Raw genomic sequence first — 25,232 nt, 5'->3', positions numbered from 1 at the left:
TCCCTGACCCGGCCGCGAGGCCGGGCGGAAACGCGTACGGGCCCGTCCCGTACGGCTGCAGTCAGACTGCCTCCGCCGAGCCGGGCCCGCCGAGCGCTGTGGACCACCGCCCACCTGTGGAAAACCGCGTCACCCGCACGAGGGAACGACGTTCGGACCGAAGTTCACCCGGCCCGGACTCCCGCCGTTCACCCGGCCCCGACGCCCGCCCCCGTGACCCGCCCGTACTGCTCCCGCACCTCCCGGTACCGCAGCAGCTCCGCGGCCAGCGGATCGAGCACCCGCGCCCGTCCACAGCCCGCCGCGGCCTCCCGCAACCGCCGCTCGGCGTCGAGGCCGTAGCGCCGGGCGGGACCGCGGGCCGCCATCCGGCAGCTCCACTCGACGAGCGGGCCGCCGATGATGCCGGCCACCATCAGCAGCACCGGCACCCCCAGGTTCGGCGCCATGAACCCGATGATCTGGCCCAACAGCCAGAGCCCGCCGACGACTTGGAGGATCGTCATGGACGCCTGCGCCAGCACGGCCGCCGGCCACCACCCCGGCCGCGGTGGTCGCCCCACCGGCAGCCCGGCCCGCGCCGACAGCTCGTCCAGCGCCTCGGGCAACCCCTGCGACCCGCGTACGGCCGCCTCCCGCACCGCCTGTGCCCAGGGCGCCGGGAGCCCGCCGGACGCCCGGTCGGCGACCGTACGGACCGCCTGTTCGACGCGCTGGCGTGCCGTGGCCTCCTCGTCCGCCTGGGCGCGGATCGGCAGTCGGCCGGTGGTCGGCTCGCGCCGGTCGTTGTACCAGCGCCACAGCCGCAGCCAGGGCGTGCCACAGGCCCGGTTGGCGTTGCGCAGCCAGGCGCGTTCGGCCGCCTCGCCCGCCGCGGTGGCGCCCACCGAGTCCGCGAGCCGCGCGGCGAACTCGTCCCGCGCCTCCTCGCTGAGCCCCGTGCGCCGCCCCGTGGCGTAGACGGGCCGCAGCCGCCAGGCCGCCGCGTCAACATCGGCTGAAATTCGCCGTGCGGCGGCTCCACGATCCGCCACGAACTGGCCCAGAACCTCGCGCAGTTCGGGGATGCCGTCGCCCGTGAGCGCGGACAGGGAGAGCACGGTCGCGCCGGGTTCGCCGTACTCCCCCAGGGCGATCCCGTCCTCGTCGAGCAGTCGCCGCAGATCGTCGAGGACCTGGTCGGCCGCCTCCCCGGGGAGCCGGTCGATCTGGTTGAGGACGACGAACATGACCTCCGCGTGACCCGCCATCGGCCGCAGATAGCGCTCATGGAGGATCGCGTCGGCGTACTTCTCCGGGTCGACGACCCAGATGACCGCGTCCACGAGTGCCAGCACCCGGTCCACCTGTTCGCGGTGCGCCACGGCCGCCGAGTCGTGGTCGGGCAGGTCCACCAGGACGAGCCCGCGCAACTGGGCCTCCATCTCGGCGCTCTGGAGAGGGCGCCTGCGCAGCCGTCCCGGGATGCCGATGCGGTCGATGAGGGTGGCCGCTCCGTCGCTCCAGCTGCACGCGATGGGCGCGGCGGTGGTGGGCCGTCGTACGCCGGTCTCCGAAATGGCCACTCCGGCGAGCGCGTTGAAGAGCTGGGACTTGCCGCTGCCGGTGGCGCCCGCGATGGCGACCACGGTGTGCTGCCCGGAGAGCCTGCGCCGCGCGGCGGCCTCGTCGAGGACCCGCCCCGCCTCCGCGAGGGTCCCGCTGTCGAGCCGGGTGCGGGAGAGCCCCACGAGTTCCCGCAACGCGTCGAGACGGGACCGTAGCGGCCCGTCGTACGCCAACGGGGCCGGGACGTGGGCGGCTTGAGCGGCGTGCGCGGTGTGCGCCGCCTGCGCGCGGGAGGCCCTGATCTCCACGGCGGCGGCCTGCTGCGCGGCGGTGGTCTCGTTGACCCGCCGCGCGATCAGCCCGTCGTCCCAGGAGCCGGTCGATTCCTCGGGGTCCGCGGGATCCGTGGGGTGCGGAGGGTGCGTGGGGCGCGTCGGGTGCGTCGGGTGCGTCGGGTCCGCGGACGCCTTGGACTCCGTACGACCAGAGGTGTCGGCCGGCACGCGCGCGTGGTCGTCGACGTCCTCCAGGTCATCCACTTCGTCCGCCTCCCGCGCGTCCGAACCGTCCTCTACGGGGGGACGGTTTCCGGAGGTCTCCGTCGAACCGCCCTCTACAGGGGAGGGATCGGCGTGATCCATCTCGTCCGTGTGGTCCTGGTCAGTGACGGCAGTCACCGGTCACCTCTCCTTCTGCAGTACGGACAGCGCGGCGATGAGTTCGGCCTGGGGTTCGGGGTGCACCTCGAGGGCGTCGAGCGGGGCGAGCCGGCGTTCGCGCTCGGTGTGCACGACCCGGTCCAGATGGTCGTTGAGCAGTCGCCCGGCCCGGTCGCGCAGCCTCAACGCGCCGTGGGCACCGATCCGTTCGGCGACCCCCTCGCCCGCGGACCGCGCCCTCCGGCCGCCCAGCAGCGCGGTGGCGACCAGGGCGGCGACCACCTCGGGATCGGGCGCGACGCTCCGGTCGAGGTCGGCCACCTCCTCCTCGGCGTACTCCTCCAGCTCGCGCCGCCACCGTCGTACCGCCATCCCGATCCGGTGCTCGGCGCTCTCCAACGAGGGGTCGCGGTCGGTGAGTTCGGGGGCGCCGGCGGCCGGTTCGCGCCGCCAGGCGTCGTCGACGCGCTCGTCGGCGGCCGTGACGGCGCACAGCAGCAGGGCGGCGAGGCTCTCCGCGAGGGCGTCGAGGAGTTCACCCGCGGAACAGTCGAGCGGGAAGGCGCGCCAGCGCTTCAACGCGTCCCCGGCGAGCACGGCCCCGGCCTGCAACCGCCCCCGCACACGCGCGTGCTCGCTGTCGTACGCCCCGTCGACGGCGGCGGTGAGCCGGAGCGCGGCCGCGTACTGGGCGGCGGCGGCACTGGCGAGTTCGGGCATCCGGGACTTGAGCGAGTCGAGGACGCCGTAGGCCGTGCGGGCCATCGCCTGGTGCCGGGCGCCGGGGTCCTGGGCCTGCTGCGCGAGCCAACTCCGCAGGGTCGCCACGGCACTGGCCGGAAGCAGTCCACCACCCCAGGCGGATTCGGGCAGTTCGGGCACCGTGAAGCGGGGTACGTCGCCGAGGCCGGCCTTGGCGAGCAGGGCGCCGTACTGTCGTGACACCTCGGACACCACCTGGTGGGGCACCCGGTCGAGCACGGTGACCAGGGTCGCGTTGTGCTCCTTGGCGGTGCGCAGCAAGTGCCAGGGCACGGCGTCGGCGTAGCGGGCGGCGGTGGTGACCATGACCCAGATGTCGGCGGCGCAGATCAGTTCGGCGGCCAGCACCCGGTTGTCGGCCACCAGGGAGTCGATGTCGGGCGCGTCCAGGAGGGCGATTCCGCGCGGGAGGCTGTCGGCGGTCTCGATCCGCAGCACGCGCATACCGTCCTCCCCGGGGAGGAGCAACTCGTCCCCCGGGTCCTGATCGGGCACCCACACGCGCGTGAGGTCGGGCAGGACCCGCATCCCGCTGAACCAGTGATGGTCCTCCGGGTGGCAGACCAGCACCGGTGTACGGGTCGTCGGCCGCAGCACGCCGGCCTCGCTGACCCGGCGCCCCACAAGGGAGTTGACGAGGGTGGACTTCCCCGCGCCGGTGGATCCGCCCACCACCGCCAGCAGGGGCGCTTCGGGCTCTTTCAGGCGGGGCACCAGATAGTCGTCGAGCTGGGCGAGCAGTTCATCGCGATTGGCACGCGCACGTGGAGCCCCCGCCAGGGGCAGCGGGAAGCGTGCGGCGGCGACACGGTCGCGCAGGGCGGAGAGTGCGTCGAGCAGCTGAGGCCGTACGTCCAAGGTCACCACATGTGAAGAATGCCCAATTTTGGGGGAATTCTGAAGCATATGCGCATGCCTGCGCGCCGACGGAACACAACGGACGGAAGGGATGACTGGGGCAAGGGCACAGTCCAGGCATAACGAGTGCACAACACCCGTGGCGCCGGGCACCAAAAGCGATGCACGATTCGTACCTGCCTGCGATTATCAGGACCGCTTCACCGAACCTCCACATCGAGCCACGGAGGGGAAGCAACAGGGACAAGGACCCGGGAGCCCTATCCTTGTCCCCGGCAACGTCACGGCCCGCCCTGCACCGGGGCACACCACGACCGAGGCCACCACACCCGGCCCCCGTAGCTCAGTGGATAGAGCAGGCGCCTTCTAAGCGCTTGGCCGCAGGTTCGAGTCCTGCCGGGGGCGCCATTGAGTCTTCGACCCTCACTCGTCGGTCGGTCGGATCATCGAGAGCCGGGTGGCTCACCGGCACGGATAAGATGACCGGCTTCTGCTACCAGAGCAGTCTCATCTGATCATGCATCTGCCGGCTTGAGGTGTGCCCCACATGAGCAGGACGGTCGGCGGTCTCGCCACCCATGCCCCACTGATCCACCCGAGTTCCCCGCAGTCGACCGGCCCCGCACCGCTGCACCGCGCGATCACCCTGCTCGCCGTCATCAGCCTGTTCATCGGCACGCGCAGCGAATGGTCGACGGCGATCGCCAACCGGCCCAAGGTCGGCGGAGTGATCACGCTCGGGTACGCCGGGATCCTGGTCCTGGGCGTCCTGGCCCTCACCGTGCGCAGGCGTCGCACCCTCGTACAGGTCGACGCGGGGGTGCTGCTCCTGGGCATGGTGCTGGCGCTGTGTTCGTACGCCCTCGGCAGCGGGATGAACGACGAGACGGTGCTGATGACCCAGGCCACCCACGAGCTGGTGCACGGCCACGCCGTGTACGGGCACGAATGGCCGTGGATATTCGAGCGCGACCACGTCGGTGTCACGAAGACGATGGCCGGCGGCGCGGACTACTCCTTCGCGTATCCGCCGCTGGCCGTGCTGCTCAACGCCCCCGCGTACGCGGTGATCGGCGCGAAGGCGGCCACGCTCGTCCCGACCCTCATGCTGCTCGTCGGCGCCGCGGTGCTGTGGTGGCTGCTGCCGACGCCGTGGCGGTCGGCCGCGACGGCGGTCTGCCTGGGCTTCCCCATGCTCAAGGGCTACGCGGCCATGGGCTACCCGGCGATCTCGGCCCTCGTGCTGCTCATCCCCGTGGTGATCCGCTGGCCCTCGATCGGCGCCGGCGGACGGCTCCGCCGCTCGGACTTCGTACGCGCCGGACTCCTCGGCGCCGCCTGCGCGACCCATCAACTCCCCTGGTTCCTCACGCCGTTCCTGCTCGTCGGTGTCTACGCGGTACGGCGCGGCGAGCTCTCGGCGCGGGCGGCGCTCGGCCTGGTCGCGCGGTTCACCGCGGTCGCCGCCGTCGTGGCCCTGGCCGCCAACGCGTACTTCATCGCGCAGAGCCCCCGGGCCTGGATCACCGGCCTGGCCCTGCCGTTCACCCAGCACGGGGTCCTGCACGGCCAGGGCATCATGGGCCTGTCGTACTACTTCTCCGAGGGCAGCAGCCGGCTGGACTTCTACTCCTACGCCAGCATGCTGCTCGCGGTCGGACTGCTCGTCCTGTTCGTGCTCTTCGTACGCCGGTTGGGTCCGGCCGCCACCGTCCTGCCGTGGTGCGCGTTCTATCTGGCCACGCGTTCGCAGGACGGCTACTACCTGCTGATGACCCCGTTGTGGGTCGCTGCCGCCGCCACCGCCACCAGTTCGGACTTCGCCTCGGCCTGGCAGCCCCGGCTGCCGTTCGGCCGGCGACGGGCCGTCAGCGCGATGGTGGCGGCGGCGGTGCTGGCGCCGGCCGCCGTGTGCGTGGCCGTCGCCGCCGCGAGCGGGCCACCGATCCGGCTGACGGTCAGCGGCGTACGGGGCGACAGCGGCGGGATCCGCGGGCTCACCGTGCGGGCGACCAACTCCGGTGACACCGCGCTGACTCCGCACTTCGCCTCCAGCACCGGCGAGAGCACGTCCTCGTACTGGACGGTGCGCAGCGGCCCGGCTGTGCTGGGTCCGCACCAGTCGGCACGCTACGAACTCGTGCCGGCCGGCGGCAGCTACTCCCTCCCGGACCGGAAGCATCTGCGGGTCCGCCTACGGGTGTTCACGGACCGGCCACAGACGCTGAGCAGCGTCGACATCCACGTACCGAAGGGGTAGGCGCGGGACGCCGGGCTCGTCCGCACACCGGCGCACGGGCGCGGTGCAGATTCGCGAAGCGACGGCGCCGTATCCACGCCTGGGCAAGGCTGCAAGGGCCCTCGGAGGCGAGGGCGGTCAGCGCGGGCTCGGAGCGTCGCCGTCGTGCTCCCGGTCGTCCGAGGCCGCCTCCGGCCGGAAACCGTAGTGTTCCAGCCGCTTGCGCTCAAGGACGACGAGGAGACCGAACAACACGCCCACGACCAGTCCCACAAGTGCGATCTGCCGGTCGAGCCTGCCTATGGCCAGCGCACACATGCCACTGGCGAACACGGCACCGGCAACCCCGAAGGGCACAGGGTGCCGGACGGCCCGCATCCGGGCGTCCGTGGGTCGCGTGGCCCCGCCGGAATACGCGTCGAGCGCCCAGAACATCCGCTTGAGCCGACTCACCATCCCGCTCCCACTCGATGACCACCGGTGCCTGCACACGGGTGCGGCCCTGGCCGGTCACCTCGCGGAAACCCGGCCTCGCGAAACCACGCGCGGAAGCCGCGGCGGTAGTCGCGGAAGGAAGACCCTGGGCTCCAACACCCGAGCACCCTCGACACCCAGCGCCCGCAGGTGTCGATCCCCGCTCGCGAGGTCCCGCTACTTCTTCGGCACCCGACGGCCCTTGCCCACCGCCCGACGCAAGATCGCCGTCACCCCAGACCGAGAGGCGGGCCCGCGCCGACCAGGACCCTTCGCCACGAGGCCGGCCACCGCAGCGGCGAAACGCCCGACGCCCCCGCTCGCGAGGTCCCGCTACTTCTCCAGCACCCGGCAGACCGTCCCCACCGCCCGACGCAAGATCGCCGTCACCCCAGACCGAGAGGCGGGCCCGCGCCGACCAGGACCCTTCGCCACGAGGCCGGCCACCGCAGCGGCAAAAGGCCCGCCCCCCGCTCGCAAGGTCCCCCTACTTCTTCAACACCCGCCGCACCTTCCCCGCCACCCGACGCAAGACCGTCACCGCCCCAGGACGAGCAGCCGGCCGACGCCGGCCAGGATCCTTCGCCGCGAGGTCGGCCGCCGCGGCGGCGAGGCGCTTGACCACGGCACCCCCGCTCGCGGAGACATCGAGCACCAGCGGAAGGGCCACCGGTTTGCCCGCCCCGGCCGACGGCGCCGTCAGTTCCAGTCGCCACTCGCCGGTCGTCAGGTCGGCGAGCGGGAGGTCGGCGCCCAGGTCGGCGTCGCCGGTCACCCGGGCGGTCAGTGTGGCGGGGAGGTCGACCGTACGACCGCTCGCGACCTCCGTCAGCCTCAGGCCTGCCGCGCTCTTCTCCTGGATGTGGAACGGCAGGACGACGACGAGCCGGCCGGGGTCCGTCGTCACGGTGACGTCGGCGGAGGCGAGGTGGGCGAACTCGTACGAGAGCCGGTCGGTCCGCTGGTCGACGTCGAGCGAGAGGTTGCCGTGCGGGTCGGTCCAGTACGGCAGGACCAGGTGGGCCGGGGAGCCGACGACGGCACCGCCGCGCCCGCGCCCGACCGCCTCGCCGCGGACGGCACCGAGGCGCGTCTCCTTGGACCACCCGCAGGAGCTGATGCGGACCAGGACGTCCCAGATGCCGGCGTCCAGCGCGGCGCCGTTGGCCGCCGCCAGCGGGTCCACCCGCGACTCGGCCACCAGCACCTGCCGGAAGTGTCCCTCCTGCCCCTCCACCGCGGCCTTCTCCCGGCTGAGCTCGACCGGCTGGAAGAACTCCGCGCCCGACGAACGCTCCCGCAGCACGACGTCCGCCTTCGACTTGCCCAGCGGCGCGGAGGTGTCCGCGCCCAGCTTCGCGACGGCGTCCAGGCTCTCCCGCGACAACGGCGGGACGAGCAGGTCCTTCGTGCCGTCGGCGCGGAAGGTGAGCGGCCGGCCCCCGGAGGTGAGCTGGGCGGTGAAGCCCACGGTCAGTACGCCCGTGTCCCAGGCGAGGCTGTCCAGGGTGCCGGAGGCCTTGATCCCGGACTCCCAGCGGGCGAACTCCTCGACGTCGGCGAACCGGTCGGCGGCGATCAGCGCGGCGACGATCCGCTGCGCGGGCGGCAGCCCCGCGGCGACACCCGGGCCGAAGCGCTCGACGACCACCTTGTGGATCTCGTCGAACAGCTCCCGGCGGTAGTCCTCGGGAAGCTTCAGCAGGCGCTGCCCGCGCATGCGCTCGACCATCTCGTTGCGCAGCCAGCGCCGGAAGAGCTTGTCGCGCAGCGGGCCGGGCTCGGTGAGTTCCTCGACGACGTCCAGGGCCTCGCGGAGGTTCTTGAAGTAGCCGACCGGGTCGAAGCGCTGGAAGCCCGCGTTGGCCGCGTCCTCACGCTTGATGTGGTAGTAGCACAGGTAGTCGCTGAGCACCGCGACGTTCTCCGCCCGCAGGTACGCCTCGGTGACGAAGACGTGGTCCTCGAGACGGCGGCGCCCCTCCAAGTAGCGGAGGTTGTGCCGGTCGAGGAACTCCTTGCGGAACATCTTGTGCGGGGTGAGGCTGTCGATCAGCGGGGCGTTGTCGACGGTGGCGTGCGGACGGTTCTTGCGGAACAGCTCCCGGGGCACGCCCCGGCCCTTGCCGACCATCTTGCCCACGACGACGTCGGCCTTGTTCGCCACGCCGTAGTCGTACATGCGCTCGAGAGCCTCGTCGCCGAGCCAGTCGTCGTTGTCCACGAACTGGATGAACTCGCCCTTCGCGGCCGCGATGCCCGCGTTGCGGGGCTTGCCGGACCAGCCGGACGCCTCCTGGTGGATGACGTGCATGTTCGCGTGCTCGGCGGCGAGCCTGTCCAGGCGCGCGGGGGTCTCGTCGGTGGAACCGTCGTTGACGAAGATCGCTTCGTACTCGTGGTCCGGCAGGCTCTGACGCAGAAGAGAGGCGATGCAGTCCTCGATGTACCGGCCCGGGTTGTAGACCGGGATCACCACGCTCACCTTGATGGGCATGTGTCTTCTTCCGCCTCAGCTACTGGGAGTCATTCGTCGGGACCCGGCGTGTGTCACCGCTCGGTGGACGTTCGATTAAGGCTAGCGGGTGGCCGACCCGCCCCCGTCACAGCAAGTGACGGACCAGGATACGAACGGATCACGAAGCACGAGGGACGTTTTCACGAACTGTGGCCGCCCGGCCGGAGTGTCGCTTGACAGGGCCCCGGTTAGGATGCCGCGCATGAAGGCTCTCGTTCTCTCCGGTGGCTCGGGCACTCGCCTGCGCCCCATAACCCACACATCGGCCAAGCAGCTGGTGCCCGTCGCCAACAAACCCGTGCTGTTCTACGGTCTTGAGGCCATCGCCGACGCCGGGATCACGGATGTCGGGATCATCGTCGGCGACACCGCCGAGGAGATCCGGGAAGCCGTCGGCGACGGTTCGAAGCTCGGGATCGATGTCACGTACATCACCCAGGACAAGCCGCTCGGCCTGGCGCACGCGGTGCTCATCGCGAGCGAGTTCCTCGGTGACGACGACTTCGTCATGTACCTCGGCGACAACTTCATCGTGGGCGGCATCACCGGCCTCGTCGAGGAGTTCCGCACCGAGCACCCCGACGCGCAGATCCTGCTGACCAAGGTGCCCAACCCGACGTCGTTCGGTGTCGCCGAGCTCGACGGGAACGGCCGCGTCAAGGGCCTGGAGGAGAAGCCGAAGGAGCCCAAGAGCGATCTCGCCCTGGTGGGCGTGTACCTCTTCACCCCGGCGATCCACGAGGCCGTCCGCTCCATCGAGCCGTCCTGGCGCGGCGAGCTGGAGATCACCCACGCCATCCAGTGGCTGATCGACCAGCGCAGGGACGTGCGCTCGACGACCATCTCCGGCTACTGGAAGGACACCGGGAACGTCGCCGACATGCTGGAGGTCAACCGCTCCGTCCTGGAGACGCTCGAGCCCCGCATCGAGGGCACCGTCGACGAGTCCAGCGAGATCATCGGCCGGGTGCGGATCGAGGCCGGCGCCGAGGTCCGCGGATCGCGCATCGTCGGCCCGGCCGTCATCGGCCCAGGTTCGGTGATCAGCGACTCGTACATCGGCCCCTTCACCTCGGTCTCCGAGGGCTGCCGGATCGACGACAGCGAGGTCGAGTACTCCATCGTCCTGCGCGACTCCTCCATCACCGGCGTACGGCGGGTCGAGGTCTCCCTCATCGGCCGCAACGTCCAGGTCACCCCCGCCCCCCGCAACCCCGCGGCCCACCGTCTCGTCCTCGGCGACCACAGCAAGGTGCAGATCTCTTCATGACCTCCCCTTCGGCTCCGGCCCCCACCACCCGGATCCTGGTGACCGGCGGTGCCGGTTTCATCGGCTCGCACTACGTCCGTACGCTGCTCGGCCCCGAGGGCCCCGGTGACATCGCGATCACCGTCCTGGACAAGCTGACGTACGCGGGGAATCCGGCCAACCTCGACGCGGTGCGCGAGCACCCCGGCTTCAGCTTCGTGCAGGGCGACATCTGCGACCCCGCGCTGGTCGGCAAGCTGCTGGCGGAGCACGACCAGGTGGTGCACTTCGCCGCCGAGTCGCATGTGGACCGCTCCATCGACGGCGGCGCGGAGTTCGTGCGCACCAACGTGGTCGGCACCCACACCCTGATCGACGCCGCGCACCACGCGGGCATCAAGACCTTCGTGCACATCTCCACCGACGAGGTCTACGGCTCCATCGACGAGGGCTCCTGGCCCGAGACGCACCCGCTGCAGCCCAACTCGCCGTACTCCTCGGCGAAGGCCTCCAGCGACCTGATCGCGCTGTCGTACCACCGCACCCACGGCCTCGACGTCCGCGTCACCCGCTGCTCGAACAACTACGGGCACCACCACTTCCCCGAGAAGGTCATCCCGCTCTTCGTGACCAACCTCCTCGACGGCAGGAAGGTCCCGCTGTACGGCGACGGCGGCAACGTCCGCGACTGGCTGCACATCGACGACCACGTCCAGGGCATCGAGCTCGTGCGCACCAAGGGCCGGGCCGGCGAGGTCTACAACATCGGCGGCGGCACCGAGCTCAGCAACAAGGAGCTCACCGGCCTGCTGCTGGAGGCCTGCGGCACCGACTGGGAGACGAGCGTCGAGTACGTCACCGACCGCAAGGGCCACGACCGCCGCTACTCGGTGGACTGCACGAAGATCCGCGAGGAGCTCGGCTACGAGCCCCGCAAGTCCTTCGAGCAGGGCCTCGCGGAGACCGTGCAGTGGTACCGCGACAACCGCGCCTGGTGGGAGCCGCTGAAGGAACGGGCCGCGCTCTGACCGACGACCGCGCAAGGCTCTCCCGTGGACGGGCAGTTCACGCAAGAGCCTTGCGCGGTGGCGTGCACGCACCAATACGGCCCCTACGTTTCGGCACGGTTTCCGGTACGTCCGGGTGGATACGTAATGGTCAAGAATTGCCCCTCACTGCTTGTGGGAAATGACAAGGGCGCCCGATCATTGGCCGAATCCCGCCCCTCCCCACCCCGCAGGAGCCCCCGTGGCCGCTGGTCAGATCGCCTCCGAGCCGGCCGGGACGTCGGCATCGGCTCAGTCGGAGCGGCAGAAGCTGCGCAAGCACTTCGGCCGTTTCGACATCCTCTTCTTCCTCCTCTGCACGATCGTCGGCGTCGACACCATCGGCACGGTCGCCTCGTCCGGCGCCGAGGCGTTCACCTGGCTCATCGTGCTGGCCGCGGTGTTCTTCATCCCCTCCGCGCTGCTGACCGCCGAACTCGGCGCCGCGTTCCCCGAGGAGGGCGGCCCCTACATCTGGACCAGCCGGGCCTTCGGCCGCCTCGCGGGCGCCGTCAACAACTTCCTGTACTGGATCACCAACCCGGTATGGCTCGGCGGCACCCTCGCCGTCTCCGCCGTCACGGCCTTCACCACCTTCTTCAACGACGGCAAGGACCTGAGCACCCCGGCCTTCTACGTCTTCGCCCTCGTCTTCATCTGGGTGGGCGTCCTCGCCGCGATCCTCTCCTTCGACGTCGGCAAGTGGATCCCCACCATCGGCGCCTGGAGCCGCTTCGTCCTCCTCGGCCTGTTCACCATCACCGTCGTCGTCTACGGCATCCAGCACGGCCTGCACGGCTTCGGCCCCGGCGACTTCTCCCCGACGTACGCGGGCTTCGTCGGCCTGGTGCCCGTCCTGATGTTCAACTACGTCGGCTTCGAACTGCCCAACACGGCCGGCGACGAGATGACCGACGCGCAGAAGGACGTCCCGTTCGCGATCTTCCGCAGCGCCGCCCTCTCCGTACTCCTCTACGCCCTCCCCATCCTCGGCATCCTGCTCGTCCTCCCGGTCAAGGCCATCACCGGCCTCGGCGGCTTCCTCGACGCGATCCGCCAGGTCTTCACCGTCTACGGCGGTGACGTGGCCGCCGACGGCACGGTCACCAGCAGCGGCGCCGGCACGGTCCTCGGGGACATCGCGGCGGTGCTGTTCATCCTCACGGTGCTGTCCTCGGGCGTCACCTGGGTCATGGGCTCCGACCGCGCCCTGGCCGTCTCCGGCTACGACGGCGCCGCGCCCCGCTTCCTCGGCGTCATCTCCAGCCGGTTCGGGACGCCGGTGCGGGTCAACATCCTCAGCGGCCTGGTCTCCACCCTGGTCCTGGTCCTGGCCCACCAACTCACCCACGGCAGCGCGGCGAAGCTCTTCGGCGCCGTCCTCGGCCTCGCCATCTCCACCACGCTCATCAGCTACCTGGGCATCTTCCCGGCCCTCGCGGTACTGCGCCGCAAGGCCCCGGACGTCCCCCGCCCCTACAAGGCGCCCTTCCCCCGCACCATCAGCGTGGTCCTCACCGCGCTCATCCTGTTCGCGAGCGTGCAGCTGATCGCTCCCGGGGCCGGCGACCAGTGGTTCGGCGCCAACTACCTCCCGGACGGCTGGACCCACGGCGAGCGCTGGCAGTACCTCCTCACCGAGGCCGTACCGCTCGCCGTCTTCATGCTCCTCGGCGTCCTCTTCTGGGCCCTGGGCCGCCCGACCCGCAAGGCGATTACCCTCGCGAAGGAATGACCTTCCCGGACCCGACCGAAGGAACCGAACCGCCGTGCGCCTGCGCTGTGTTGTCCTCGACGACTACCAGAACGTCGCGACCGGACTCGCCGACTGGTCGCCGGTCGAGGACACCGTGGAGGTCGTGAGCCTGCGTGAACACCTGGACGGCGAGGGCGAGTTGGCCGCCGCCCTCGCCACCGCCGACATCGTCGTCACCCTGCGCGAGCGCGTCCCCTTCCCCGCCTCGCTGTTCGCCCGGCTCCCCCGGCTGAAGCTGCTGATCGCCTCCGGCATGCGCAACACGGTCATCGACTACGCCGCCGCACAGGCGCACGGCGTCACCGTGTGCGGTACGGCCAGCTCCTCGACCCCGCCCGTCGAACTGACCTGGGCCCTGCTGCTGGGCCTGGCCCGCGGCATCGTCGAGGAGAGCAACTCCCTGCGCGCGGGCGGCCCTTGGCAGCGGACGGTCGGCGCCGACCTGCACGGCAGTACCCTCGGACTGCTCGGCCTCGGCAAGATCGGCAGCCGGGTCGCCGCCATCGGGCTGGCCTTCGGCATGCGCGTCACCGCGTGGAGCGCGCACCTCACGAAGGAGCGCGCGGCCGAGGTCGGCGTGCAACTCGCCGCGTCCAAGGAGGAGTTGCTCGCGGACAGCGACTTCGTCTCGGTCCACCTCGCCCTCGGCGACCGCACCCGCGGTCTCCTCGGCCCCGCCGAACTCGCCCTGCTCAAGCCCACCGCGTATCTGGTCAACACCTCACGCGCGGCGATCGTCGACCAGGACGCCCTGCTCGCCGCCCTCCACGAGGGCCGTGTCGCCGGCGCCGGACTCGACGTCTTCGACCTCGAACCCCTCCCCGCCGACCACCCGTTCCGCACGGCACCCCGCCTGCTCGCGACCCCGCACCTCGGCTATGTGTCGCACGCCAACTACACGACGTACTACGGCCAGGCGGTCGAGAACATCCAGGCCTACCTGGCGGGCTCACCCGTACGACAGCTGCCGTAGGTCACGCCTCGATGCGCCGGTAGATGCCGTCGCCCCGCCCCAGATGGCGCAGGTCCACCAGGTACCGGCGGAGCGTCACATGGTCGACCTCTCCGTCCTCGCACCAGGCGCGCAGCTTCTCGTTGACGATCCGCTCGGGGTACTCGACGCCGGGGGTGAAGGTCTGCTCGGCGATGTACTGGAGCACCACCTGCTTGCGGGCCCACTGGGCCGGGAGGCGAACCAGCCGGCCGCTGCGGACGAAGGTGCGCAGGATCATGTCGGTGTGCTCGTCGCCGGTGACCGGGCTCTCGTCGACGGGCTCCTCGTCCTGCCGCGCGAGCTTCTTGAACAGGTCGTAGTCGACGCGCAGTTCGCCGTCGTCCATGGTCTTCAGCACGCCCTGTTCGCGCAGCTTGAGCAGGGCGAGGGCCGTGCCCTTCGGGGTCAGGCCCGCCACCTCGGCGACCTGCTCGGAGGTCTCCGCGCCCAGGGCGACCGCCGCGAAGGCGCGCACCCGGTTCTGCTCGGCGAACAGACGGAACAGTTGGTCGGTTGCCATGCCGGGAGATTAGTGGACACCCACCCGCCGGGGGCACCGAATTTCCGGCCGTCGAACATCCGCGCCCGGCGCTCGAAGTCCAGTTCAAAAAGGTGATCGCGGCGCTGTCGCCGTTACCAGCCCTGCGCCGCGGCGTTGAACTCGAAGTGCGGTGGCGCGTCCTGCCGTCGCACTCCTCGAACCAAAGGAGAACGTGATGTCTCGCATCGCGAAGGCGGCCGTGGTCGCCCTCGGCACGGGTGCTGTGGCGCTCGGCGGCGCCGGCCTGGCCATGGCGGACGCGGGCGCGCAGGGTGCGGCCGTCGGTTCGCCCGGCGTCCTGTCGGGCAACGTCGTGCAGGTCCCGGTCCACATCCCGGTCAACGTCTGCGGCAACACCATCAGCGTGATCGGCCTGCTGAACCCCGCCTTCGGCAACACCTGCGCCAACGTGAGCGACCACGGCAAGGGCGGCCACCCCGGCCCCGGCGGCTACGGCGACAACGGCTACGGCCACTGATTCGACCGCACACGCGGACGGACGTACGCGAAGAGCCCCGGCACCTCAGGCGCCGGGGCTCTCCCCGTGTCCGCGACCGGTCAGCCGTAGCGGATCATCGCGTCAGCCGTAGCGATAAATACTGCTGACGTCCTCCAGTCGCTCCGGTGTCACGTCCCACGGCGGCATCCGCTCCTGCCGTGCCACGACCCGCCCCTCCTGGTCGTCGCCCGGCCCCGGCGGCCTCGCCGGGAGGTAGCGGGCGCCGCGGTGCCTGTTCTGCCAGCGCGTCCACTGGAGGTCGATGAAGGCGTGGTGGAGCCAGAAGACGGGGTCGTTGACGGAGGCGCCGCCGAGCATCACGCCGCCGACCCACTTGTGGACCCGGTTGTGGTTGCGCCAGGACGCGCTGCCGGACCCGGTGCCCCACCCTTCGAGCCGGTTGCGGAACCCCGTGCGGCAGGTCGAGTCCCAGGGCGAGACGTCGTAGACGGGATCGGCGAGCGCCCCGTCCAGGTCGCTCTTCGTCGGCAGCGCGATCGGGGCGCCGGCCCGGCCCAGGTCCCGGGTGAGGTACGGCTCGTCGGTGATGTTCTCCGTGATCTTCCACTTGCCCGCCGCGTAGGCGAACGGCCCGGTCGTCACCTGGTGGTCGGAGCGCCGCCCGGTGCCGCCGAGCAGATCCTTGGTCCAGGGCAGGGCGGTCGCGGAGCGGTCCCGCGTCCAGTCCCAATAGGGCACCGTCACCGAGGAGTCGACCCTGCGCAGCGCCCGCTCCAGGTCCAGCAGGAACTGCCGGTGCCAGGGCAGGAAGGAGGGCGCCATGTGCGCGGAGCGCAGCCCGTACTCCCCGTCGGGCACGAAGAACTCGATGTGGGTGCGCACGAACTCGTCGTACTCGCCCCGCCGTTTGACCTCCAGCAGCGCCGCCACGAACCGCCGCTTCTCGGCGGCCGTGAGTGTGCTGACGTCCTTACGCGTGTACGCCATGGTCTCCCCCCATGTGCATCTGCTCCGTCGGACCGTCCGCCTCGCGCAGTTCACGGCCGGGGCTCAGCTCGTCGACAGCCGCGCGGGTCGCCTCCAGCGCGGTGGGATACGAGCGGTAGTGGTCGACCATGCTCAGCCAGGTGCCGTCGGCGCGCCGCATGAGATGCAGCGGCCGGCCGTCGACCGTCACCTGCCAGCCGTCCTTGAGGACACCTCGGATACGGCGGCCCCGGTACGTCTCGTCGAAGGCGGTGTCCCCGGGGTCCTCGCCGGAGCGGGTGGGCCGGGAGGCCGCGACGACGGGCACCAGCGCCAGGGCGAGGGCGGCGCCGAACACCCCGCGCAGCGCCTCCCGCCGCGTCCTGCGCACCGGCCCCGGTCTCACCGGCTCCCGGCCCACGGACACTCCACCGACGCTCACGCTCATGGCCAACTCCCTCGTCCGTTCGGCTCGTTCGAGGGGCTAACCGTCCGACCCCCCGCCCGGTCACCGTCCGCGGCACCCCGGCATGCGGAAGGGCCCGGGTCGCCCGACCCGGGCCCTTGTCCACGCGTGGCTACGGCCTGTTCGTGACTACGGCCTACAGGCCGGCCCCCGTGACCAGGTCCGCCCCGGGCACGGTCTGAAGGACCGGTGCCAGGACGCCCACCTGCGGCGCCTTCAGGTCCGGGAGACCGAAGTTGTCGGGGTTGGGCGGGGTCAGCGGGAGGTCCACGCCCAGGCCCGGCGCCAGCGTGCGCAGGTCGGAGGCGGGCGTACTGACGCCGAGGTGGTCGAAGCCGTCGCCGAGGACGTGCGGCAGCGGGGCGCGCAGACCGACGCCGGGCAGGCCGCCGTGGACCGGGAGTTGGGGCAGCGCGTGCTCCGGGATGAGCCGGCCCTCGACATAGCGCGGGCCCTCGGGCGAGCCCGGCATGGGCACCGGGATCTCCCCGCCCAGCTTGGGGAGTTCCATGCCGAGGGCGCTCTCCGCGCCCCCCAGCGGCACGGGCACGGGAACCGTGCCGAGCGCGGCGGCGGGGGTGGCGGCGGCGCCGGCCGCGGCCGCCACGGCCGTGATGACGGCGGCGATGGTTCCTCGGGTGGTCGACTTCATCTCGAGTACGGTCCCTTTCGGAATTCGGAGGCTCTGCGTGCTGACCGGGTAACGAGGCCGGGAAGGACATCAGTTCAAGATTCCCCCGAGTGCCGTAGTAGTCAGCTTTCCGGAATTCCTGCCAGCGGGCCGGAACCGGCAATTCCCGCCCGCTGTCCGGTCGTCAGCCGCGCAGGCTGCGGGCGGGCAGGATGATGTGCGCGGCGGCGTTCAGTGTCTCCTCGGAGCCGGCGAACTCGGCCAGCGCCTCGGGGGTGACGGGCTTGCCCGGTTCGGCCTCGGGCCACGGGCGGGTGGTGAACACCAGGTAGGCGAAGCCGCGTTCGCCGACCGCCGCGAGCCACTCGGGCGGCGGCACGCACTGCGCGTTGAGCTGCGGCATGTTGAGGACGGCCTGCCCGGACTCGACGAGCATCGTGATCGGCAGACTGGGCTTGCTCGCGCCGTCGACGACGTTGCCGCCGACCGGGAGTCCGTTGTCGGTCAGCAGCCGTTCCACGGCGGCGGTGGCGGCCTCGGGGCCGTCCGCGGCGTCGCCCAGGGTGTAGGCGAGGAGATAGGGCATGTCCCCGTCGGGGGCCTCGCCGCTCCACGCCAGGACGACGAGGGTGCCGAGGTCGGCGACGCGGAAGGGGCGCGTTTCGCTTGAGGTTGAGGTCACCGCGCGACCTTATCGACGGGCCGGAAGGCCACCTGACGCGTTCTCACCCGTCCGGCCGATGGCGCGGTCGACCCGCCACACGAACGAGGGACGCCTCGCGACGCCCCTCGAACACCACCGGAGAAACTCAGCCCTGCAGCGGCAGACCGCCGAGCAGCGGGTTGTGCTGGTTCAGCGCGGCGGTCGCACCCTTGACGGTGTTGAGCGCGGAGCCCTTGTTCTCGGTGTCGAGCGCGTCCGACTGGTGCTGCAGCGGCATCACGTCGGCGGGCTGGAGCTGACCACTGGTGAGGGTGTTGACAGCGCCGGTGAGGCTGGTGGGCGTCACATCGGCGGGGCTGTAGGCGAACGCGGGCGCGGCGGCACCGGCGAGGGCGAGCGACCCGGCAACGACAGCGGCAGCCTTCAGGGACTTCATCGCGTTCCTTTCTTCGGCAACTCATGTCACCAGAGGGAATTCTGTCGCCCTGTGTAACGAGTTCCGGCCGGGCCGGAAACCCCGTGCGCAGAAAGTTTCTGCTGCCCCACTCGAATGCAGCGGGTGTCTCATCGGCGTTTCCCATCCTCATATGAAAGGGCCGTACAGCGGAAAAGGCCGCCGACCCGATCCCGAAAAGGACCGACCCGACGGCCGTTCTACGACAGCTCCGCGGACTGCGCCACGACTTCTCCGCGGACTGTTCTACGACTGACCTGCGGACTGTTCTACGACTGCTCTACGACGTCTCTGCGACCGTTCGCGTCACACTCCCGGAAGCGCGGGCAGCGCCGGAGCGGCCGGGACCGCGGGCACCGCCGGAAGCGAGGAGGTGGACGGCAGCGACGGCAGGCCCGGCAGGCTCGGTGCGGGCAGGCCCGCGCCGAGCAGCGTGGCCGCGACCACGTTGACAAGGCCCGTCACCACACCGGTGACCGCCGGGACGACCCCGGAGACATCGCCGGAGGTGACCGCCGCGAGCAGTGTGGCGACCGCTTTCTGCAGGGAGGCGAGGGCGTCGCCGGCGAGGTCGGCGGGTGCCTTGGCCCGGCCCTTGGAGTCGTCGCCGCTCTTCGGGAGCGCGGGCAGGGCCGGCGTCGCGGGGAGCGCGGGGGTGGCGGGCAGGGCGGGCGTCGCCGGAACAGCGGGTACGGCGGGTACGGCCGGCGCCGCGGGAACCGCCGGGGCTGCCGGGACCGCCGGAGCGGCCGGTGCCGCCGCGGTGATCTTGGCGACGGCCTGGTTGACGGTGTCGCCGAGCTTCTGCGCCTGGTCGGCGGAGAGCTGGCCGTTGTCGGCCTTGAGCACCTGGTTCAGCAGGTCGGTGACCGGGGTGAGCACGCTGGCGGTGTCGCCGAGGCCCTTGACCTGGGCGAGCAGCCCGTCAGCTCCAGGGACCGGCACGCTCGACGCGGCGTGGACGTGCTTCCGCGCCGAGTCGTTGTCGGCGGCGACGGCCGCGGGGCCGGCGATTCCGATCAGGACGGTGGCACAGAGCACGGAGGACGCGATGCGCCGTGCGGGCAGACCACGCATGGGGGTGTTCCTTTCGGTGGTGCTTCGGATCTTGAGCCCACCGTGAAAGCGCTCACCACCATCTGCAACCGGTCGAACGCGCCGGGTGACCGTCCGTCAGCCGTACGGTCGACGTCGTGCCTGGTGAGGGCCATGTCAAGACCGCAGCACCGGACCGGCACGGCTACCGCCCATTCGGGGCAACACCGCCGAACGCCGACCGGCCGTCCCCCCGTGGAGACACCACGGGAGAACGGCCGGCCGAAGGGATGCGCGCGGACGTCAGTCGTTGACGCAGGTGTTGCCGAAGGCCGGGTTCAGCAGGCCGATGACGTTGACGGTGTTGCCGCAGACGTTGACCGGGATGTGAACCGGGACCTGCACGACGTTGCCCGACAGCACGCCCGGGGAGTGGGCGGCAGCGCCGTGCGCGTCGCTGTCCGCGGCGGCGATGCCGGCGGTGCCCGCCATGGCGGCGGCGGCAACGGAGGTCAGGACCAGGCCCTTCGCGATACGCGACATGGAGAGGTGCTCCTTGGGGTTGAAACAAACATCCGGGCGGGGATGCCCGGCGCTGTGTCAACGCGCGGCGCCCACAGGGGTTGTGCCGCCAATGGGGTGATCCGCGACAAGGCCGAACTTCACCATTCCGACACACTTGTCACGTTTCGCGGGATTAATCCGGATAGCCACTAGTGTTGCGCACCTCCCGAAGTACCCCTATAGCCATCACATCGCACATAGGGGCCGTGCTTCCCGAAAGGGCAACTCCGGTCATGCGCAATTCCCTGGGTCCGCTGCTGCGCCGGGCGTCGACGGGCGCTCTCGCCCTCGTCACGATCTGGGCCCCGGCCGCCTCCGGAGCATCCGCCCCGCCCGCCGAGTCGGGGCGCGTCCCGTTCGCGCAGCGCTTTTCCGCGCTCCAGCACGGTGGCATCGTCCGCGCGGCCAACACCTCCATCAGCTGCCGCACGACCTCGGCCGCCTGCCCGGCGGTACGAGAGGGGCAGTCGGCCGACGCCGCCAACGGCGACTTCGACATGTTCTACGTCGACGTCGACCGCGACCCGAACACCTACAACTCCTCCCGCGCGGAGGTCCGGTTGCCCGAGGGCGCCCGAGCCACGTACGCGCGCCTGTACTGGGGCGGCAACCTCCGCGTGGGCGAGCAGAAGCCGCCCAAGGACAACGGGCGGGTGCTGGTCGCGGAGCCCGGCGGCGACTACAAGGAAGTGCGCGCGGACACGGTCGTCGGGCATCGGGTGGCGGGCGGCGCGGACGCGTTCCAGGCCTCGGCGGACGTCACCGGGCTGGTCCGGGAGAGTGGTCCGGGCCTCTACACCGTGGCCCAGATCAACACGGCGATGGGGAAGTCGGCGGCCGGTGCCTGGGGCGGCTGGACGCTCGTCGTGGCGTACGAGAAGGCGCAGGAGCCGCTGCGCCGGCTGGAGCTGTGGGACGGCTTCGACACGATGGACTCCCGTACCGGCGCGGAGATCCGGCTGCGCGCCCTGCGCACGCCCGCGCACGCCGGGGGACGCGCGGGCGTGGTGGCGTACAACGGGGATCGCGGCCGTACCGGGGATTCGCTCACGCTCTCGACCGGTCGTACGAACGCCATCCCGCTCGGCGACGGTGCCAATCCCCGTGACGACGTGCTGAATTCCACGATCAGCGAGCCGGGGGCGGCGCCTTCGGAGCGTGCGCCCGCGTATGCGAACACGCTCGGCTACGACTCCGATGTGTTCGATCTCGGGAAGGCGCTGCGGCCGGGCGGTGACCAGCTGGCCTTCCGGCTCGTTTCCCAGCGGGACGCGGCGTGGTTCGGGGCGCTCTTCGTCGCCGTCGACGCCCAGCAGTGAGGCGCGTTCCCGCCCGCAGTCCCGAGCGCCACCCGTGAGCGAGGAAACCGCGCAATGCACCAGCCAGCAACCGACCCTCGGCCACGGGTCCTGCACCTCGCCCAGCCCGTGGACGCCGGGGTCGCCCGTGTCGTCATGGATCTGACGCGGGCCCAGCTCGCCTCCGGCCTGCACGTCACGGTCGCCTGCCCCGACGGCGGCTCGCTCGCGGACGGGGTCAGGGCGCTCGGCGCCGACGTACGACGGTGGCAGGCCACGCGGTCGCCGGGGCCCGCGCTCGTCTCCGAGGTGCGGCGGCTCGCCCGGGTGGTCGCGGAGGTGCGGCCCGATCTGGTGCACGCGCACAGCGCGAAGGCCGGGCTGGCCGGGCGACTCGCCGTGCGGGGGCGGATCCCGACCGTGTTCCAGCCGCACGCCTGGTCGTTCGAGGCGGTTGGCGGGGTCACCGCCGCGCTCGCCGTCGGCTGGGAGCGGTGGGGCGCGCGGTGGGCCACCCGGACGGTGTGCGTGAGCGAGGCGGAGCGCACGACCGGGCTGCGGGCCGGGGTCCGGGGCCGCTGGAGCGTCATCCCGAACGGGATCGACACCGGGCGCTTCCACCCGGCCGCCGTGGACACCGTACGGGCCGGGATCGAGCAGCTCGCCGGGGTCGATCCGGCCGCGCCGCTGGTGGTGTGCGTGGGGCGGCTGTGCCGGCAGAAGGGTCAGGACGTCCTGCTGAGCGCGTGGGACGAGGTGGTCCGGCGGGTGCCGAAGGCGCGGCTCGTGCTCGTCGGCGACGGACCCGACCGGGCCGCGCTGCGCCGACTCGCCCCGGAATCCGTGCTGTTCGCGGGCGCGGTCGCCGATGCCGTGCCCTGGTACCAGGCCGCCGACCTGGTGGTGCTGCCCTCCCGCTGGGAGGGCATGGCGCTGGCCCCGCTGGAGGCGATGGCCTGCGGGCGTCCCGTCGTCGTCACCGATGTGGCCGGCGCCCGCGAGAGCCTGCCCCCCAAACTCGCCCCGCGCTGCCTCGTCCCGGCCGAGAACCCGGCGGTCCTGTCCGGGGCCGTCGCCGAGCTGCTGCTCGACCCGCTGCTGCGCGAGTCCCTCGGCCACCAGGGACGCCGGTACGTCCAGTCCACGCACGACGTGCGGCAGGCCGCCGAGGCGGTCGCGGACGTCTACCGCGACCTGCTCGGCGCCGAGCCGGTCGTGCCCACCGAGTGCAGGGAGTCCATCCACTCGTGACCGCGGAAAGCACCGTCCCCTCCCCCGGCGGACAGCCACGGGACCACGGATTCTCGAACGTCTCGGTCATCCCCCGCCGCACCGGCGGCGGTTTCCGGTTCCCGGTTCGCCGCCCGGCCGCGCGGACGGCCTCACCGCTGCCGCTGCTCGGCGCGGACCTCACCGCCGCCCTGGTGGGCGCCCTCGCGCTGACCGGCGGGCAGCGCCGGCCGCTGCTGGTGGCGCTGCTGATCGCCGGGTCGATACTGCTGCGCCCGCATCTGCCCCGGGCCGTACCGCGCGTGCTCGACGAACTGCCCGCCGTCTGCGGGCGGATCGCGGTCGCGTGGCTCGCGCTCGGCACCCTCACCGCGGCCTACGACCCGGACCGCGCGCTGTCCGCGCGCACCCTGCTGCTGGGCTTCGCCCTCCAGACGGCGGCCGGTTGCGTGACCCGCGGCGCGGTGCACCTGCACCGCCGCAAGGCCCTGCTCAGCCGCCCGCGCACCGCCCTGGTGATCGGCCCGGCGACGACCGCGCAGCGCGTGGCCGCGGCGGTGCTGCGGCACCCGAAGTGCGGGGTGGAACCGGTCGGGATCGTCGCCGAACACCCGGACGGCACCGAGGGGTTGCCCGTCCTGACCACCGGCGAGGAGGTCGAGCGCGCCCTCATCCAGAACGGCGTCCGGGCCGTCCTCACCGTGCATCCCTCCGTACGGTCCGAACGCGGGCCGCTGCTGCGGGCGTTGGCGGAGTCGGGCTGCACGGTCTGGGAGGTGGACGCCGACTCGCCCTCGTACGAGATGCGCGACCAGCTCGCCGGATTCGCCTGTAGGCGGCTGGAGTTGGGCTCCCGCAGACGGGGCAGCCTCGGCAAGCGGACCCTGGACGTCCTGACCTCGGGCACCCTGCTCCTCCTGGTCAGTCCTCTCCTCCTGCTCTGCGCGACGGTCCTGCGCCTCACCGACGGACCCGGCGTCGTCTTCCGCCAGGAGCGCATCGGCAAGGACGGCCGCCCCTTCACGCTCCTCAAGTTCCGCACCCACCGCCCGGTCGACGAGCACGAGGCGGCGACCCGCTGGAGCGTCGCGGGCGAACTCCAGATGAGCCGCTTCTGCCGCTTCCTGCGCGAGACCTCGCTGGACGAGCTGCTCCAGCTCTGGAACGTGTTCCGGGGCGACATGAGCCTGGTCGGCCCGCGCCCCGAACGCCCGTACTTCGTCGCGGAGTTCAGCCGGACCTATCCCGGCTACGCGGCCCGCCACCGGATGCAGACCGGCATCACCGGCCTCGCCCAGATCCACGGGCTGCGCGGCGACACCTCGATCGAGGACCGCTGCCGGTTCGACAACGCGTACATCGACAACTGGTCGCTGTGGCAGGACATCTGCATCCTGGCCCGCACGGTCACCGCGCTCGTCCGTCCGACCGGGAGCTGAGCCGTGAACCACCGAGTCCGCACGTTCGCGCCCGTCCTGCCCGTCGTCGCCGTGATCGCCCTGCTCGGCCTGCCCCTCGTCCCGGGCGAGGGCGGTGCGGGCCCCGCGGACGCGGTCTCCGGCCTGGTGGTGCTGTACTGCGCGATCCGCCAGCTCCGGGACCGCAGCCGCCCATTGACCCCAACGGCCGTAGCGGTCATGGGACTTCCGGTCCTCGGCCTCTCCATCGCCGCGATGGGCGCGTCCTCACCGGGCGCGGGCCTCAGCGGTCTGGGCCGCTACCTCCAGATCTTCGTCCTCGTCCCGGCCGCGGTCGTCCTCCTCGTCCGCGACCGACGCGACTTCCGCCTGCTGGCCTGGTCGTTCGTCGCACTCGCCGGCTGGCAGGGGGCGATCGGCGTCAAGCAGTACGTCACCGCGACCGGTGCCTCCTACCAGGGCGAGGACATCCGCGCCGTCGGCACCTTCGGACCGACCGACGTGATGGGCATGGCGACGGTCGTGTCCTTCGGCCTGATCTGCGCGCTCGCCCTCGCCCTGGGCCGGAACGACGCCCGGCAGCGGGCAGTTGCCGCCGCGTGCGCCTTCGGCCTGCTCGTCCCGCTCGCCCTGTCCTTCAGCCGGGGCGCGTGGATCGCGACGGCCGCGACCTGCGCGATCCAACTCGCCCTGGCCGGACTGCGCCGCGCGCTGAAGATCGCGGCGGCCGTCGCGGCTGCGGGCATCGTCCTGGTCGGCGGCTTCGGCGTCGGTACGGCGATGCTCCAGGAGCGGATCAGCAGCATCACCCAAGTCACCGACGCGCCCGACCAGTCGGTGGTCGACCGGTACACCATGTGGGCGGCGGCCACCGCGATGTGGCGCGAACACCCGCTGACCGGCGTCGGGTTGAAGGGCTTCCCCGAACACCGCGACGGCCACGCCTCGTTGGCCCTGTCCTCGGGCAGCGACACCGACGGCGCGGGCGCCGGGTACCTCAAGCAGCCCCTGCTCTCCCCCCACAACATGTACCTCCTGGTCCTGAGCGAGCAGGGCCTCCTCGGCCTCCTCACCCTGGCCGGCAGCTGGCTGGCCCTGCTGACCTGCGCCCTGCGCGGCCTCCTCCGCGTCCACCGCACCCAACTCCCCGGCCTCGACTGCGCCCTGGTCTCCACGGGCCTCCTGACCTGGCAACTCATCGACTTCATGTACGCCGACATCGGCGGCCCGTCGACGGTCCTGACGGCGGTGGTGTTCGGGGTGGCGGCGTGGTGGTCGTTGGTGGGAGCGAACGAGGAGAAGCGACTTCCTCCAGCGGCTTCGGTGTACGTGCCCAGGACAGAGGCCGCGATCCAATGACGGTGACCGGGAGCGCCCCAAAGGGGCGCGAGGCTGTATCAAT

The 25,232-nt window shown here is 71.7% G+C and carries 22 protein-coding genes and 1 tRNA gene; 11 read left to right on the top strand and 12 right to left on the bottom strand.

The annotated features are described in order from the left end of the window. Positions 1 to 188: 188 nt before the first annotated feature. Positions 189 to 2,225 (bottom strand): YfjP family GTPase, encoded by a 2,037-nt coding sequence (locus JHN63_RS19105; RefSeq protein ID WP_200682296.1) that lies wholly within the window; start codon positions 2,223 to 2,225, stop codon positions 189 to 191. A 3-nt stretch (positions 2,226 to 2,228) separates the two neighbouring features. Further along, positions 2,229 to 3,836, bottom strand: coding sequence for a dynamin family protein (locus JHN63_RS19100; RefSeq protein WP_200682295.1), 1,608 nt, complete (start codon positions 3,834 to 3,836; stop codon positions 2,229 to 2,231). 323 nt (positions 3,837 to 4,159) lie between these two features. Here JHN63_RS19100 and JHN63_RS19095 point away from each other — a divergent pair. Together JHN63_RS19095 and JHN63_RS19090 are read left to right on the top strand one after the other, a co-directional pair. Further along, positions 4,160 to 4,235 (top strand) — tRNA-Arg (locus JHN63_RS19095). Positions 4,236 to 4,374: 139 nt separating this feature from the next. Beyond that, complete coding sequence (locus JHN63_RS19090) at positions 4,375 to 6,087, top strand: hypothetical protein (RefSeq protein ID WP_200682294.1); 1,713 nt, start codon at positions 4,375 to 4,377, stop codon at positions 6,085 to 6,087. Positions 6,088 to 6,204: 117 nt separating this feature from the next. Here JHN63_RS19090 and JHN63_RS19085 read toward each other — a convergent pair whose 3' ends face one another. Continuing rightward, complete coding sequence (locus tag JHN63_RS19085; protein WP_200682293.1) at positions 6,205 to 6,522, bottom strand: hypothetical protein; 318 nt, start codon at positions 6,520 to 6,522, stop codon at positions 6,205 to 6,207. Positions 6,523 to 7,027: 505 nt separating this feature from the next. Then, entirely contained in the window at positions 7,028 to 9,037 is a 2,010-nt protein-coding gene (locus JHN63_RS19080) for a glycosyltransferase (protein ID WP_200682292.1), read from the bottom strand. Positions 9,038 to 9,260: 223 nt separating this feature from the next. On the opposite strand from JHN63_RS19080, the gene JHN63_RS19075 reads away from it, so the two are divergent. The 4 genes from JHN63_RS19075 to JHN63_RS19060 all read left to right on the top strand — a co-directional run bounded on the left by JHN63_RS19075 (position 9,261) and on the right by JHN63_RS19060 (position 14,082). Next, positions 9,261 to 10,328, top strand: coding sequence for a glucose-1-phosphate thymidylyltransferase (locus tag JHN63_RS19075; protein WP_200682291.1), 1,068 nt, complete (start codon positions 9,261 to 9,263; stop codon positions 10,326 to 10,328). Continuing rightward, positions 10,325 to 11,335, top strand: coding sequence for a dTDP-glucose 4,6-dehydratase (gene rfbB, locus JHN63_RS19070; RefSeq protein ID WP_200682290.1), 1,011 nt, complete (start codon positions 10,325 to 10,327; stop codon positions 11,333 to 11,335). Before JHN63_RS19075 ends, rfbB begins: the two co-directional genes overlap by 4 nt. 220 nt (positions 11,336 to 11,555) lie before the next feature. Further along, positions 11,556 to 13,088: an APC family permease gene (locus JHN63_RS19065; RefSeq protein WP_200682289.1), complete on the top strand. Its 1,533-nt coding sequence runs from the start codon at positions 11,556 to 11,558 to the stop codon at positions 13,086 to 13,088. Positions 13,089 to 13,122: 34 nt separating this feature from the next. Next, entirely contained in the window at positions 13,123 to 14,082 is a 960-nt protein-coding gene (locus JHN63_RS19060) for a D-2-hydroxyacid dehydrogenase family protein (protein WP_200682288.1), read from the top strand. Between the two features lies 1 nt (position 14,083). On the opposite strand, the gene JHN63_RS19055 is transcribed toward JHN63_RS19060, so the two are convergent. Then, positions 14,084 to 14,623: a DUF2087 domain-containing protein gene (locus JHN63_RS19055; RefSeq protein ID WP_200682287.1), complete on the bottom strand. Its 540-nt coding sequence runs from the start codon at positions 14,621 to 14,623 to the stop codon at positions 14,084 to 14,086. A 196-nt stretch (positions 14,624 to 14,819) separates the two neighbouring features. Here JHN63_RS19055 and JHN63_RS19050 point away from each other — a divergent pair, with 196 nt between their 5' ends. Beyond that, on the top strand, positions 14,820 to 15,122 hold the full coding sequence (locus tag JHN63_RS19050; protein WP_019065672.1) for a chaplin: 303 nt from the start codon (positions 14,820 to 14,822) through the stop codon (positions 15,120 to 15,122). A 102-nt stretch (positions 15,123 to 15,224) separates the two neighbouring features. Here JHN63_RS19050 and JHN63_RS19045 read toward each other — a convergent pair whose 3' ends face one another. The 7 genes from JHN63_RS19045 to chpG form a co-directional block, all read right to left on the bottom strand. Continuing rightward, positions 15,225 to 16,091, bottom strand: coding sequence for a tyrosinase family protein (locus JHN63_RS19045; protein ID WP_200682286.1), 867 nt, complete (start codon positions 16,089 to 16,091; stop codon positions 15,225 to 15,227). Further along, the gene (locus JHN63_RS19040) at positions 16,075 to 16,518 is read right to left on the bottom strand and encodes a tyrosinase family oxidase copper chaperone (protein WP_200682285.1); all 444 of its coding nucleotides are present in this window, start codon (positions 16,516 to 16,518) and stop codon (positions 16,075 to 16,077) included. Before JHN63_RS19040 ends, JHN63_RS19045 begins: the two co-directional genes overlap by 17 nt. A gap of 154 nt (positions 16,519 to 16,672) precedes the next feature. Further along, a complete protein-coding gene (locus JHN63_RS19035; protein ID WP_200682284.1) occupies positions 16,673 to 17,188 on the bottom strand; it encodes a hypothetical protein in 516 nt (171 codons plus the stop codon). Positions 17,189 to 17,351: 163 nt separating this feature from the next. After that, entirely contained in the window at positions 17,352 to 17,849 is a 498-nt protein-coding gene (locus JHN63_RS19030; protein WP_200682283.1) for a DUF5949 family protein, read from the bottom strand. Between the two features lie 127 nt (positions 17,850 to 17,976). Next, positions 17,977 to 18,267 (bottom strand): hypothetical protein, encoded by a 291-nt coding sequence (locus JHN63_RS19025; RefSeq protein ID WP_200682282.1) that lies wholly within the window; start codon positions 18,265 to 18,267, stop codon positions 17,977 to 17,979. Positions 18,268 to 18,591: 324 nt separating this feature from the next. Continuing rightward, positions 18,592 to 19,362 carry a hypothetical protein gene (locus JHN63_RS52770; protein ID WP_234477360.1) on the bottom strand — a complete coding sequence of 257 codons (771 nt, stop codon included), beginning with the start codon at positions 19,360 to 19,362 and terminating at the stop codon, positions 18,592 to 18,594. Between the two features lie 261 nt (positions 19,363 to 19,623). Then, positions 19,624 to 19,863, bottom strand: coding sequence for a chaplin ChpG (gene chpG, locus JHN63_RS19015; RefSeq protein ID WP_019065678.1), 240 nt, complete (start codon positions 19,861 to 19,863; stop codon positions 19,624 to 19,626). A gap of 254 nt (positions 19,864 to 20,117) precedes the next feature. On the opposite strand from chpG, the gene JHN63_RS19010 reads away from it, so the two are divergent. Genes JHN63_RS19010 through JHN63_RS18995 form a run of 4 tightly spaced genes read left to right on the top strand, consistent with a single transcriptional unit; the run spans position 20,118 to position 25,189 of the window. Then, entirely contained in the window at positions 20,118 to 21,203 is a 1,086-nt protein-coding gene (locus tag JHN63_RS19010) for a DUF3344 domain-containing protein (RefSeq protein WP_200682280.1), read from the top strand. A 54-nt stretch (positions 21,204 to 21,257) separates the two neighbouring features. Beyond that, positions 21,258 to 22,433, top strand: a complete 1,176-nt coding sequence (locus tag JHN63_RS19005) for a glycosyltransferase (protein WP_200682279.1) — start codon at positions 21,258 to 21,260, stop codon at positions 22,431 to 22,433. Further along, entirely contained in the window at positions 22,430 to 23,851 is a 1,422-nt protein-coding gene (locus JHN63_RS19000; RefSeq protein ID WP_200682278.1) for an exopolysaccharide biosynthesis polyprenyl glycosylphosphotransferase, read from the top strand. The genes JHN63_RS19005 and JHN63_RS19000 overlap by 4 nt, the downstream gene beginning before the upstream one ends. Positions 23,852 to 23,854: 3 nt before the next feature. Further along, a complete protein-coding gene (locus tag JHN63_RS18995) occupies positions 23,855 to 25,189 on the top strand; it encodes an O-antigen ligase (RefSeq protein WP_200682277.1) in 1,335 nt (444 codons plus the stop codon). Positions 25,190 to 25,232 lie beyond the last annotated feature (43 nt).

This window comes from Streptomyces sp. MBT65 (assembly GCF_016612545.1).
In the GTDB taxonomy this organism is placed as follows: domain Bacteria; phylum Actinomycetota; class Actinomycetes; order Streptomycetales; family Streptomycetaceae; genus Streptomyces.
The sequence above is the reverse complement of the archived record's forward strand: the minus strand, read 5'-3'. Positions and strand labels throughout refer to the sequence as shown.